General features: G+C 70.1%; 9 protein-coding genes. 3 read left to right on the top strand and 6 right to left on the bottom strand.

The features are described 5' to 3' along the window. Window positions 1-130: 130 nt before the first annotated feature. The 6 genes from OHT51_RS08990 to OHT51_RS08965 all read right to left on the bottom strand — a co-directional run bounded on the left by OHT51_RS08990 (window position 131) and on the right by OHT51_RS08965 (window position 9003). Entirely contained in the window at window positions 131-3010 is a 2880-nt protein-coding gene (locus OHT51_RS08990) for a glycoside hydrolase family 2 TIM barrel-domain containing protein (RefSeq protein WP_328878383.1), read from the bottom strand. A 12-nt stretch (window positions 3011-3022) separates the two neighbouring features. After that, window positions 3023-3916 carry a carbohydrate ABC transporter permease gene (locus OHT51_RS08985; RefSeq protein ID WP_328878382.1) on the bottom strand — a complete coding sequence of 298 codons (894 nt, stop codon included), beginning with the start codon at window positions 3914-3916 and terminating at the stop codon, window positions 3023-3025. Then, on the bottom strand, window positions 3913-4878 hold the full coding sequence (locus tag OHT51_RS08980) for a carbohydrate ABC transporter permease (RefSeq protein WP_328878381.1): 966 nt from the start codon (window positions 4876-4878) through the stop codon (window positions 3913-3915). The genes OHT51_RS08985 and OHT51_RS08980 overlap by 4 nt, the downstream gene beginning before the upstream one ends. Before the next feature lie 20 nt (window positions 4879-4898). Next, on the bottom strand, window positions 4899-6164 hold the full coding sequence (locus OHT51_RS08975) for an ABC transporter substrate-binding protein (protein ID WP_328878380.1): 1266 nt from the start codon (window positions 6162-6164) through the stop codon (window positions 4899-4901). 211 nt (window positions 6165-6375) lie between these two features. Next, entirely contained in the window at window positions 6376-7623 is a 1248-nt protein-coding gene (locus OHT51_RS08970; protein ID WP_328878379.1) for an ROK family transcriptional regulator, read from the bottom strand. Between the two features lie 126 nt (window positions 7624-7749). After that, a complete protein-coding gene (locus tag OHT51_RS08965; protein ID WP_328878378.1) occupies window positions 7750-9003 on the bottom strand; it encodes a D-arabinono-1,4-lactone oxidase in 1254 nt (417 codons plus the stop codon). Between the two features lie 147 nt (window positions 9004-9150). On the opposite strand from OHT51_RS08965, the gene OHT51_RS08960 reads away from it, so the two are divergent. The 3 genes from OHT51_RS08960 to rsgA all read left to right on the top strand — a co-directional run bounded on the left by OHT51_RS08960 (window position 9151) and on the right by rsgA (window position 13489). After that, complete coding sequence (locus OHT51_RS08960; protein ID WP_328878377.1) at window positions 9151-10470, top strand: radical SAM protein; 1320 nt, start codon at window positions 9151-9153, stop codon at window positions 10468-10470. A gap of 190 nt (window positions 10471-10660) precedes the next feature. Continuing rightward, entirely contained in the window at window positions 10661-12157 is a 1497-nt protein-coding gene (locus OHT51_RS08955) for a cellulose-binding domain-containing protein (RefSeq protein WP_328878376.1), read from the top strand. 237 nt (window positions 12158-12394) lie between these two features. Next, window positions 12395-13489, top strand: a complete 1095-nt coding sequence (gene rsgA, locus OHT51_RS08950) for a ribosome small subunit-dependent GTPase A (protein ID WP_328878375.1) — start codon at window positions 12395-12397, stop codon at window positions 13487-13489. Window positions 13490-13499 lie beyond the last annotated feature (10 nt).

The raw sequence follows: 13499 nt of genomic DNA, 5'->3' as shown, positions 1-13499 counted from the left end.
GGACATCAACTCCCTTGGATGAAGAGCAAGATGGAGAGCGGGGTGGAAGGCAAGTTGGAGGCACGTCACGGCCGGCCGGCACTCATGCCGACCGGCCGCCGGTGGACGTCCGTCACGCAGTGGACGTCGGTCACTCAGTGGTCGAGAACACGAACGAGAACTCCGTCGGCTCCGCCTTCAGGAAGTACTGCGGCAGCGGACCCGGGCCGCAGGACTGCGAGCCGATGCCGTGCTGGCCGTGGTCGAGGTTGATCCAGAGCGTGTCGCCCGGCGTGAGGTCGGTCAGGTGCCGGGCCGCGTCCAGCTGCTCGTTGGTCCAGCGGCGGGCGCTGAACCAGAACTCCGGGTCGCCCTCGATGCGCAGCCCGCCGAGTTCGGCCCAGCGGACGTCGGCGCGGGCGCCGTTCTCCTGGGGCCGCACGTACGGGGTGTGCAGGGCGTCGATGCTCGGCAGCCACTGGCCGAGCATCGAGGCGGCACGGGTGTCGGGGTACGCCTCGCCGCCGCCACCGAAGTACAGGACCTCCTGCGCGGCGTCGGCCGGCAGGCCGAAGCGGACGCCGAGGCGGGGAAGCGGAACCGTCCAGTGGCCCTCGGGAGTCACGGACACCGTCAGCTTCAGCCGGGTGCCGTCGGACGTCCAGCGGTACACCGTGCGCAGGCCCACCTCGGCGGCGGCGGGCGCCACCCGGGTGCGGACGGTCAACGCGTCGTCGGCCGGCTCCACGGCGTCCAGCCGGTGCTGCATGCGGTGCAGTCCGAGCTTGCGCCACAGCACGCCGTAACGCGTGTCGTCCTGCCAGGACGCGCCGTCGTCGTTGTCCGTCGTCGCCCGCCAGACGTCCAGGCGCAGCCCGGTCACGTCGAGGCCGCAGATCGTCGTCGGCCGGCCCGAGCGGGCGTCGAAGGTCGCCGGGCCGAGGGTGATCAGCCGCTCGCCGGGCACGGGCCGCTGAGAGGCGGCGACGGCGACGGCTGTGCGCGGGGCGACGGTCTCCTGGCCCCACGCCACCTCATGGCCCTTGGGCCCCCAGGCCGTGTCCTCGGCGAGCAGCGCGCGGACCGTCCACTGGACGTCGTCGCCGTTGCCGTCGGGGGCGGCGGCCGGCAGCTTGACCTCCGCCGACTCACCCGGCGCGAGCGGCGGCACGGTGAGCGTGTGCGCGCCCGTGGGGAGTCCGTCCACCTGGTAGGAGAACTCGAACTCCAGGTGCGAGAGATCGGCGAAGTCGTAGGCGTTCGTCACCCGTACGGTGCCGTCGGCGCCGTCGCCCTCGATGCGGACCGGCTCGATGACCTTCTTGTACTCGACGAGTCCCGGGGACGGGGTCCGGTCCGGGAAGATCAGGCCGTCGCAGACGAAGTTGCCGTCGTGCAGCTCCTCGCCGAAGTCGCCGCCGTAGGCGTAGCCCAGCTCGGGGTGCTTGATGCCGTGGTCGATCCACTCCCAGATGAAGCCGCCCTGGAGCCGGTCGTGCGCCTCGAAGATCCGCTGGTAGTCGGCGATGCCGCCCGGGCCGTTGCCCATGGCGTGCCCGTACTCGCACTGGATGAAGGGGAGTTCACGCCTCCTTCCCGCACCCCCGTCCAGGCCCTGCCCGATCCGCTCGACCTCCTCGTGGGAGGCGTACATCCGGGAGTACACGTCGGTGTCCCGGCAGTTCCAGTCGCCCTCGTAGTGCACGAGCCGCGAGGAGTCCCGGCCGTGGATCCACTCGGCCATCGCGGTGAGGCCGCGCCCGGTGCCGGCCTCGTTGCCGAGGGACCAGAAGACGACGGAGGGGTGGTTCTTGTCGCGCTCGACCATGCGGGCCGCCCGGTCCAGCAGGGCCGGGGTCCAGCGGTCGTCGTCGACGGGGTTGTCGCGCCAGCCCTGCTCGGTGAATCCGTGGGTCTCCAGGTCGCACTCGTCGATGACCCACAGGCCGTACTCGTCGCACAGGTCGAGGAAGGCCGGGTGCGGCGGGTAGTGCGAGGTGCGCACCGCGTTGAGGTTGTGCCGCTTCATCAGCAGCACGTCCTCGCGCATGGTCTCCAGGTCGAGGGCGCGGCCCCGCTCCGGGTGCCACTCGTGCCGGTTGACGCCCTTGAAGAGGAGCGCCTTCCCGTTGACCTTGATCAGGCCGTCCTCCAGGGCGACGGTACGGAAGCCGATCCGCAGCGGCACGCGCTCCCCTGCCGTGACCAGCTCGCCGTCGTACAGCTTCGGCGTCTCCGCCGACCACGGCTCGACCGCGACGGTCACCTGCTCGCCGGTCGCGACATCGATGTCGAGGCCGGGCACGGACACCCGCCCGTCGACGTCGGAGTCGACGCGCAGGGTGCCCTCGCCCGCGGTGTGGTCGTAGGAGGCGTGCACGAAGAAGTCGCCCGCGCTGTCCGCCGGGCGGTGCAGCAGGGTGACGTCACGGAAGATGCCGGGCAGCCACCACTGGTCCTGGTCCTCCAGGTACGAGCCGGCCGACCACTGGTGCACCCGGACGGCGAGCACGTTGCCGGCCGGCTTCAGCAGCTGCCCGACCGCGAACTCGTGCGGCAGGCGGGAGCCCTTGAACTCGCCGAGCTCCGTGCCGTTCAGCCAGACGCGCGCGCAGGACTCGACGCCGTCGAACCGCAGCACGGCGCCGCCGTCGTCCTGGGCGGGCCAGTCGTCCGGCAGGTCGAAGACGCGCAGGTGGTCGCCGGTCGGGTTCTCCGTCGGCACGTGCGGCGGATCCACCGGGAACGGGTAGAGGTGGTTCGTGTAGATCGGTGAACCGAAGGCGCCGTCGCCCTGCAGAACCCAGTGGCCCGGGACCGTGACCTCGGCCCACGCCCCGGCGTCGTACCCCTCCCCGGCGAACGAGTCGTCCTCGGCGTCGGCGGTCGCCGACAGACGGAAGCGCCAACTTCCGTTCAGGGACAGGGACTTGGAGTCCGAGGAGGCGTACCAGGCGCGGGGCGGGAGGGCCCCGCGGCCCGGGGAGACGTCCTCGACGTAGTCGACGGATGCGGTCGTGCGGAAAGACATCGGTCTCCTTGCTCAGCCCTTGATACCGGTCTGTGCGATCCCCTGTACCAGCCAGCGCTGAAGGAAGAGGAACACCAGCAGCAAGGGCAGGATTGAAATCGCGGTCGCCATGAAGATCTGGTGGAACACGACGGTCTGGCCCGTCGTGTACGAGGAGAGCGCGACCTGGACGGTCCACGCGCTGGGGTCCTGGCCGATGACCAGCGGCCACAGGAAGGAGTTCCAGCCGTTGATGAAGGTGATGGTGGCGATGGCCGCGAAGAAGTTCAGCGAGTTCGGTACGACGACACGCCAGTAGGCGCCCCAGTACCCGAGCCCGTCCACGCGCGCCGCTTCCTCCAGCTCCTTCGGGAACCCCAGGAAGTACTGCCGGAACAGGAAGCAGGTGAAACCACTGAAGAGGCCCGGGATGATGAGACCCCGGTAACTGTCCACCCAGCCGAGCGACGACACCAGCACGAAGCTGGGCACGAAGGTCACGGCGGTCGGGACCATCAGGGTCCCCAGGACGACGTAGAAGATCTTGTTGGCGTGCTTGTACGGGATGCGCGCCAGGCCGTAGCCCGCGAGGGAGCACACCAGCAGGACGCCGACGGTGTGCAGGACGGCGACGACCGTGGAGTTCCACATCGACCGGGCGAAGGGCACCTGCGAGGAGTCGAACGGGGAGGTGATGTTGCCCCACTGGATGTCCGTGGGGAAGAACGTCCAGTTCTCTCCGGTGATCTGGGCGTCGGTGGAGAGCGCGTTGCGGACCAGGATGTAGAAGGGGACCAGGAACAGCAGGGCGGCGATACCGGTGGCGATGTAGAGGCCGGTGCTGCCCATCACGCCGCCCCCGCGCCGGGCGCGGCGGGGCCTTCCTGTGGGAGCGGTCTTGCGGATGTCGGGCGTGGTGGTGGTCACTTGGACTCCTCCCCCCTTCCGAAGCCCATGAGCTTGCCCTGGAACAGGGTCACGACAAGGATCAGCACGGTGAGGATGACGGCACCCGCGCTGCCGGCGCCGTAGTCCTGGTTCTCGCCCAGGGCCTTGAAATACAGCTCCATGAGCGGCGGGCGGCCCCAGGTCGTCTTGTCCAGCAGGTTGTAGAACTCGTCGAAGGCCTGGTAGGCGGCGATGAGCAGCAGCAGGATCACCGCGGTCGAGGTGGCCCGCAGCTGGGGCAGCGTGATGTGCCGGAAGGTCTGCCAGCCCGACTTGGCGCCGTCGATGGCGGCGGCCTCGTACAGCTCGGCCGGGATGTTCTGGAGCGCCGCGATGAACAGGATCATGTAGAAGCCGGACTGCAGCCACAGGCGGGCCGTGACGATGACCAGCCAGTACCAGGGCGGGTTGGGGTCGGCGAGCCAGGCGATGTTCTCGATCCCGAACCAGCCGAGGAGGGTGTTCATCAGGCCGAAGCGGACGCCGCTGAAGATGGACATCTTCCAGATCAGCGCGGCGGCGACATAGCTCACCGCGGTCGGCAGGAAGAACACCGACCGGAAGAACGCCCGCATGAAGCGCAGCCGGTTCACCAGCAGGGCGAGGCCCAGCGACAGCGCCCAGGTGGTGGGCACGATGAACGCGGCGAAGACGGTGAAGGTGCCGAGCGAGCCGACGAAGTCGTCGTTCGTCAGCATGTGCCGGTAGTTGTCCAGGCCGATGAACTTCTCCGGCGTGACCGTGAACCGTGCCTCGAAGAAGCTGAGGTAGACGCTCCAGCCGATCGGGACGTAGATGAAGATCGCCAGCCCGATGAGGAACGGGCCGGTGAAGAGCCAGAAGTTGAAGGTGCTGTTGCCCCGCAGACCCCGCCGCGACTTGGCCGGGAAGGCCTTCGCCGGGGCGGGGCTCGCGAGGTCGGGCTTGGTGGTCGTCGACATGTCGTGGTCCGTCCGCCGGCCTATCCGAAGAGCTTCTTGAGCTCGCGGTTCACCGCCGCGTCCGCCTTGTCGAGCGCCGCCTCCGGGTCACCGTCCTTGCGGACGGAGTTGGCGAAGACGTCCTCCAGCGCGGTGATCATGGCCTGGGTCCAGCCGATGTTGTCGAAGTGGCCGAACTCGTTGAAGAGCTTGACGCCCTCGGCCGGCAGGCCCGACTTGAGCTTGTCGGCGCTCTCGGCGATCGAGGTGCGCGGCGGGATGTGGAAGCCGTAGGAGGTGGCCCAGTCCTCCTGGTACTCCTTCTGGTCGATCCACAGCCACTTCACGTACTCCTTGGCCGCGTCGACGTTCTTGCCCTTGGCGTTGACGAACATCGACCAGCCGCCGTTGTAGACCGACTGCTTGCCGTTGTCCGTGACCTTCGGGAAGGGGAAGACGCCGATGTCGTCCCCGAGGGTCTGCTGGAACTGCGGCATCGCCCACATGCCGCAGAACTGCATGGCGCACAGGCCCTGGTTGAGCGCGGAGGGGTCCCAGTAGTCCGTCGGGGCGCCCAGCAGGAGGTCGCCGCTCTTGAACAGCTTGCGCATCTTCTTCAGGCCCTCGACGACGCCGTCCGTGTGGTAGGCGATCTGGTTCTTGTCGTCGAGGGTGTCGGCGCCGGCGGACCAGATCATCGGGTTGATGACGGCGTGCAGGTCGTTGCCGAGGTACAGGCCCTTGACCTTGCCGGTGGTGAGCTTGGCGGCCGCCTCGATCAGCTCGTCGAGGGTCTGCGGGATCTCGACGCCGGCCTTCTCGAAGAGCGACGGCCGGTAGAAGAAGAACTGCGGGTCGTCGATCATGCGGACGCCGTATATCTTCCCGTCCACCGTGTGCGAGGCGATGTCGGCCGGATTGAAGTCGTCCTTGACCGGCTCGACGATGTCGGTCAGATCGGCCACCTGCCCGCTCTTCACCATCTGGATCTGCGGGTGGAACTCGAACAGGTCGGGCGCGTTCTTGGTGAGCAGCGTCGCGAACAGCTTGTTCTCGAAGTCCGCCGCGGTGATCCACTGCGTGGTCACGTTCGCGTCCTCGTACGCCTTCGCGTACTTCTTGACGGCCTGCTCGGTGCCGGCCTCGCCGTAGGCGTGGAAGTACTGGTTCAGGTTGACGCCCGAACCGGAACCGCCGGAACGCCCGGTGTTGCCGCCGCACGCGGCAAGCCCGCCCGCGGCGGCCAGACCCATCGCGGCCCGCAGAACGGTTCGGCGGTCCCAGTTGCTGTTGCTCGATGCCGACATGCTGACGTCCTTGTCTCGAGTACGGCTCTGCCCTGTGCCTGGCTGGAGCGGCTCAGCGCCAGTTGGCTCAAACGGGGTTGCGGTGCGGGACGTTAACCTTCGGCTAAGGCTTCGGCAAGGGGTTGGACGAAGTCGGTGCGAAGCGTTGCGCAGCGTTCGGAATACCGGACGTGACGGGCCGCGGGGCGTCCCCCGCCACGGCCCTGAGCGGTCACGCAGACGGCGCGGTACGGCTCCTCGCGGGCGTGGGGCGCTTCGAGGCCGTCCTCTGGCCCACCGTCTGCAGGGCACCTTCGAGCGCGAACGTCGCCGCGCCCAGGCACACCGGATCGGTGGGGATGGGGGAGAGGACGATCTCGGTGGCGGCCATCGGGCGCGGCAGCGCGTGCCGGGCGACGGCCTCGCGGACCTCGTCGACCAGAGGCTCGCCGAGCGCGGCCGCGACCCAGCTGCTGAGCACGACCACCTCGGGGTTGAACAGATTCACCAGGTCGGCGATCCCGGCGCCCAGGTAACGGACGGTGTCGCGAACCACCTCGAGTGCCACCGGGTCGCCGCCCCGCAGCCCCCGGGCGAGCGCGTCGATGGTGGCCGTCTGGTCCTCCGCGTGCAGCAGCGGGCTGTCGCCGCTCAACTCCCGCAGGGTCAGCATGATTCCGGACGCGCCGACATAGGCCTCCACACAGCCGTGCTTGCCGCACCGGCACAGCCTGCCGTCCAGCACGATCGTGGTGTGCCCCCACTCGCCGGCGCTGTTGCTGACGCCCCGGTGCAGTCCGCCGCCCAGGACCAGCCCGGCGCCGACGCCGGTGCCGAGGTTGACCACCACGGCGTCCCCGCGCCCCCGCGCCGCCCCGAACCACAGCTCGGCCACCGCGGAGGCGCGCAGCGGGTTGTCCAGGTGGAGCGGGTAGGCGATGTGCTCGGTGAGCAGGTCCAGGAGCGGCACGTCGTGCCAGTCCCAGTTGGGCGCGTACTCCGAGAAGCCGGTCGCGCGGTCCACCTGCCCCGGCACGCTCACCCCGACGCCGAGCACGCGCGCGCCCTCCACACCGGCCTGCGTGACCACCGAGCCGACGGCGGCGGCGACATGGCCGACCACCTGCTCGGGGAGGCTCTCGCCGGGGCGGACGTCCTCCTCGGCGCGGGCCAGCACGTTCAGCGCGAGGTCGAACAGCTCGACATGGACGTACGTCTCCGCGATGTCGACGCCGATCAGGGCGCCGCCGGACGTGTTGACGGCGACGAGCCCCCGGGGCCGGCCGCCGGCCGAGTCCTCGAACCCGACCTCCGTGATCATGCCGAGGTCGAGCAGCTCGCCCACGAGCGTGGCGACCGTGGCGAGACTGAGCCCGGTGGCGGCCGCCAGCTCCTGCCGGGAGGTGGGCGACGCGGCGATGATCTGGCGCAGCACCTCGTAGCGGTTCGCGGTGCGGATGTCACGTGATGTGCGCTTCATTCGGCGTGCCCCCGTCCCTTCACGTCATGCCGGTTCGTGGTCGGCACCGGCGCGGCGCAAGGCTATGGCGTGCCGGAATATTCGACAAGGGGTTAGGAAAGGGGGTTTACGAAGTCCCCCAGGAGTTCAGTCACCCAGTATGTCCTGCACGAAGGCGTTGGTGAACTTCCGGTCCGGGTCCAGCTCCCGCGCCAGCGCCCGGAAGTCGGCCAGCCGCGGATAGCGCCCGCGCAGCACCTGAGCCGGCGTCGTGAACACCTTCCCCCAGTGCGGCCGCGGCTCGAAGGCCTCCAGTGCCTCCTCCAGCCGCCGCACCACGGGCAGCACGGCCGCGGTGTCCTCGATCCACGTGAAGTGCAGCGCCACCGTGTCCCGCCCGTAGGAGGGGCTCAGCCACTGGTCGTCGGCGGCGACCGTACGGACCTCGCAGGTCTGCAGTACCGGGGCGACCGTTGCCCGGATCGCGTCGATCGCGTGCAGCGCGTCCACGGCGCACCGGCGCGGCAGCAGATACTCCGACTGCAGCTCGGCCCCGCTGCTCGGCGTGAACTCCGCCCGGAAGTGCGGCAGCCGCTCGTGCCACGGCCCCGGCACCCCGAACTGCTCGGTGCAATTGACCGCGGGCATCCCCGGGACCGGGTGCATCTTCTCCACGGCGGGCGCGGCCCACGGGAAGTCGGGCAGCGGCTGGTCGGTGCGCCGCTTGAGCCACACCTGCCGGAAGCCGGGCTCGCGCCAGTCGGTGAACAGGCTCACGCTGTACGCCGACGCCATCACCGTCTCGAAGGTCCCCAGGTCCAGCCCGTCCAGAGGCAGTTCGGTGAAGACGTGCTGCTCGACGTCGAAGCGCGGCTCCAGGTCGAGGGTGAGCGCCGTGACGACGCCGAGGGCACCCAGCGAGGTGACGGCGCCGCCGAACCGTTCGTCGCCCCGTCCGATGGCCAGCACCGACCCGTCCGCCGTGACCAGCTCGACCTCCCGCACGGACGTGGCCAGCGAGCCGTTGCCGATCCCTGACCCGTGCGTGCCGGTGGCGACCGACCCGGCCACCGAGATGTGCGGCAGGGACGCCATGTTCGGCAGCGCGAGCCCGTGCCCGTACACCGCCCGGGCGAGCTCGGCGTACCGCACGCCGCCGGAGACCCGGACGGTGCGGGCCGTGCGGTCCACGTCGATCACCGGCGGCAGATCGGCGATCGACAGCAGGACGCCCCCGGAGCCCGGCTCGGCGATCTCGTTGAAGGAGTGCCCGCTGCCCAGTACCCGCACCTTCGCGCTCCCCGCCACCAGGGCGCCGACGGCGTCGGGGGCGTACGGCCGGTGCAGCTCCTTGGCGGCGTAGATGATGTTGCCCGCCCAGTTGGTCACGGTTTCGGCCATGTGATCGCCCCTCCCGAGGACAACGTCAACCAGAAATTCCCAGGTGGAAACTACCCCGGCGGGCAACATGAGGCCCCCCGCCCCCACCCGGGACCGCACGGGGGCATAACGTGAGGAGTCGTACGCCTGAGCCGGGAGGAGACACGGATGGGCAGCCGCACCGCACTGGTCGAGGATCTGATGGAGCGATTCCCGCACGTTCCGCGGGAAGCCGTCTTCAAGGAGGATCTGCTCCGCGGCGGGGTGGCCTTCGACCCCTCTGCCCTCAGCGACAACGAGGACGGCGAGGTCAAGCCGAAGTCGTACTTCATCTTCTCCTTCGACCACGGCACCCTGCCGGAGCTGGGCGAGGCCGCGCTGCGCCGCCCGCCGGAGGAGATCATCCTCACCGGCGGCCCGTACGACCTGCGCCGCACGGTCGTCTCCGTACGCGTGAACCCGGCGTCGCCGTATCGCGTGGCCGCCGACGAGGAGGGGGTGCTCGGCCTCTACCTCGACGGGAAGCGGATCTCGGACGTCGGCGTGCCGCCCATGCCGGAGTACTACAAGCACACCCTCGCCAGCGGGAAGTCCGTGATGGAGGTCGCCCCGACCATCCAGTGGGGCTACCTGATCTACCTCACCGTCTTCCGGGTCTGCCAGTACTTCGGCGCCAAGGAGGAGTGCCAGTACTGCGACATCAACCACAACTGGCGGCAGCACAAGGCGGCCGGGCGGCCGTACACCGGCGTCAAGGACGTCGAGGAGGTGCTGGAGGCCCTGGAGATCATCGACCGGTACGACACCGCGAAGGCCTCCACCGCCTACACGCTCACCGGCGGCGCGATCACCAAGACCGTCTCCGGCCGTGACGAGGCCGACTTCTACGGCCACTACGCCAAGGCCATCGAGGAGCGCTTCCCGGGCCGCTGGATCGGCAAGGTGGTGGCCCAGGCGCTGCCGCGCGACGACGTGCAGCGGTTCAAGGACTACGGCGTGCAGATCTACCACCCCAACTACGAGGTGTGGGACGAGTACCTGTTCAAGATGTACTGCCCGGGCAAGGAGCGGTACGTCGGCCGGGACGAGTGGCACAAGCGGATCCTCGACTCGGCGGACGTGTTCGGCGCACGCAACGTGATCCCCAACTTCGTGGCGGGCGTGGAGATGGCCGAGCCCTTCGGGTTCAAGACGGTCGACGAGGCGATCGCCTCCACCACCGAGGGCCTGCGCTTCTTCATGTCCAACGGCATCACGCCCCGGTTCACCACCTGGTGCCCCGAGCCGACGACCCCGCTCGGCAAGGCCAACCCGCACGGCGCGCCGCTGGAGTACCACATCCGCCTGCTGGAGGCGTACCGCGCGACGATGGACGACTTCGGCCTCTCCTCGCCTCCCGGCTACGGCCCGCCCGGCCCCGGCAACGCGGTGTTCTCCGTGAGCTCCTTCATGGACAGCCTGCCCGCGGAGAAATCCGCTGCGGTGTAAGTGAGACGGACGGGGCCCGCGCCCGTACAACTGGGTGCAGTTGTGGGGGCGCGACCGTCTGTCATGACATGTGAACACGGCGCTTGTCAGTTGTGTTGAATACGTGAAAGGCTCGGGTTCTGCCGCGAGGTTCCCCCCAACTCCACTGCCAATATGGCGAGTTGACCTCGCATGTGGATGCAGGAGACCCATGCCCGACCTGCCGACTCCCCAGGACGCCACCGAGGCCGCGCTGTTCTCCGAGTGCTGGGACGCCGTGCTGTCGTACGCCGACCTGTGCACGGCCGGCTCCAACGCGGCCCGCCAACTGGCCACCGAGGCGTTCTCGACCGGTACACGCGAGGCCCGCGACACCGAGTCCGGGAACCTCAGGAGCGCGGGCCGCCGCCCGGCCCGACTGCCCCGCATCCCCCTGCTGCTGACCGCCGTACGCACCACGGCGGCCGCCTGGGAGGAGCGTGGGCACGGCCACAGACTCGACCCCGACCTGCGTCTGTGGCTCAACTCCGAGAAGGCCGCCCGCTACACCGGCCCTCCGCTGCAACGCCCGCTCGCGCTGCGCGGACTGCGCGACATGCAGGAACCCGACGCGGTCCTGCTGTGGCTGGCAGAGGTGGAAGCGCTGCCCCCGCACGTGGTGGCCCGCCGCCTCGGCCTCGACCCGGCGACCGTGTCCGACGAACTCGCCCAGGTCCGGGGCCTGTTCAGGGACCGCTGCCAGCGCAACCACCTCGACACGCCGATGGCCGCGCAATGCCGCAGCTACGCCCGCCTCCTCGACGCCGTCACCCGCTCGACCGGCGCGGACACCCCGGGCGACCTCTCCCGCCACCTCGCCACCTGCGTGGAGTGCGCCGAGGCGGCCGCCTGTCTGCGGCTGCACGGCGGCGGACTGCCCGGCGCCCTCGCGGGCGGGGTGATCGGCTGGGGCGGCCTCGCCTACCTGGAGCGCCGCCGCAGGGCCGCCGAGGTACGCCTCAGCGGGCGCCCGGACCCCGCCGACACGGACGGCGGCCCGCCCGACGCCGGGGCGCACAAGGCGCGCGTCGTGCGCAGCGGCCTGCTCGTCGCCGCCGTCCTCGTCTCCGCGCTCGCCCTCGCGGTGTCGATGATGCCGGGCGGCTCCACCGGTGACGGCGCCACGGCGGGCGGCGACCCGTCCGACCGCCAGCCGGTCGCCGACCCCGGCTTCACCCTGCCGGTCACGGCGGCCACGCAACCCTCCTCGGACTCCCCGGACCCGTCGGAGAGCGCCACCAGCGGCGACGACTCGCCCGAGCCGTCCGATTCGTCCGAGCGGAACCCCCGTCCCGGCCCCCAGGGCACGACATCGGCCACGGCCGGCGACCCCGACCCCGACCCGTCCACGAGCGAGCCGGCGACCTGCAGCGTCGACTACCACCTGGTCAATGAGTGGCCCGACGGCTTCCAGGCCACCGTCACCGTCACCACTGAACGCGCCCTGGACGACTGGCGCGTCGCCTGGTCCTTCCGGGACGGCCAGAAGGTCGGCCAGATGTGGGACGCGAGCTTCGGCCAGGACGGCTCCCGCGTCACCGCCACCGCCGCGGACTACAACAGGACCGTCCCCGAGGGCGGCAAGCTCGCGTTCGGCTTCATCGCTTCCTGGGAGGACGAGAACTCCCCGGCGCACGACTTCACGCTGAACGGACGCGACTGCGCGTAAAACCGGTTGACGGGCCTTCGTGGGGCCGGGCTAGAGTGACGGAAGATCAGGGCGGTGGCCGGTGGCCACTGCCGTCGAGCGGACATGAGTGAGGAGGTGTCGACCGATGGCTGTCTTTGCGACGAGCGCTACCCGCATCCAGTTCATCAAGTCCACCTCCGTGGCCGCCGGCTGATCTCACTCACTCTCCGCGTCTGAAGTACGCGGCTGCCGGGGCCCCTTATGAAGGGTCACCCGTTGACTTCCACCTCTGTTTTCTCCGCGTTGGCTCCCTACGGCTGGGACTCGGCCTGGGCCGACGCCTTCACCCCGTACGACGCGGAAGGGCTGCTGCCCGGGCGCGTCCTGCGGGTCGACCGCGGGCAGTGCGACGTCGTCACCGCCGACGGTGTCGTACGGGCCGACACGGCGTTCGTCACCCCGCACGATCCGATGCGGGTCGTGTGCACGGGCGACTGGGTCGCCGTCGAACCCGCGGGCACTCCGCGTTACGTACGGACGTATCTGCCACGCCGTACCGCCTTCGTACGCTCCACCTCGTCCAAGCGGTCCGAGGGGCAGATCCTCGCCGCCAACGTCGACCACGCCATCGTCGCCGTGTCGCTGGCCGTCGAGCTCGACCTCGGCCGGATCGAGCGGTTCCTCGCGCTGGCGTGGGAGTCGGGCGCACAGCCCGTCGTGGTGCTCACCAAGGCCGACCTCGTGCCGGACGCGGTGACGCTCTCGCATCTCGTCCAGGACGTGGAGAAGACCGCGCCGGGTGTGCCGGTGCTGCCGGTCAGCGCGGTGGACGGGGACGGACTCGAAGTCCTCGTCGCGGTCGCCTCCGGCGGTACGTCCGTGCTGCTCGGGCAGTCCGGCGCGGGCAAGTCGACGCTCGCGAACGCGCTGCTCGGCGAGGACGTGTTGGAGGTCCAGGCCGCGCGCGACGTCGATGGCAAGGGCCGCCACACGACCACCACGCGCAACCTGCTCGCCCTGCCGGGCGGTGGGGTCCTCATCGACACACCCGGCCTCCGTGGCGTCGGCCTGTGGGACGCCGAGGCCGGGGTCGGCCAGGTCTTCTCGGAGATCGAGGAGCTGGCCGGACAGTGCCGCTTCCAGGACTGTGCCCACGAGAGCGAGCCGGGGTGCGCGGTGCGCTCCGCTGTGGAGGCCGGTGAGCTGCCCGTGCGGCGGCTGGAGAGCTACCGGAAGCTTATGCGCGAGAACCAGTGGATCGTGGCCAAGACCGATGCTCGGCTGCGGGCCGAGATCAAGAAGGACTGGAAGCGGAAGGGGGCCGAAGGGCGCGCGGCGATGGAGGCCAAGCGGGGTGGGCGTTGGCGGTGACGGTGTCCTC

Origin of the sequence: Streptomyces sp. NBC_00299, assembly GCF_036173045.1 — a bacterium.
Taxonomy (GTDB): domain Bacteria; phylum Actinomycetota; class Actinomycetes; order Streptomycetales; family Streptomycetaceae; genus Streptomyces; species Streptomyces machairae.
Note: the sequence above shows the minus strand (reverse complement) of the source record. Positions and strands in the feature narration are given on the sequence as shown.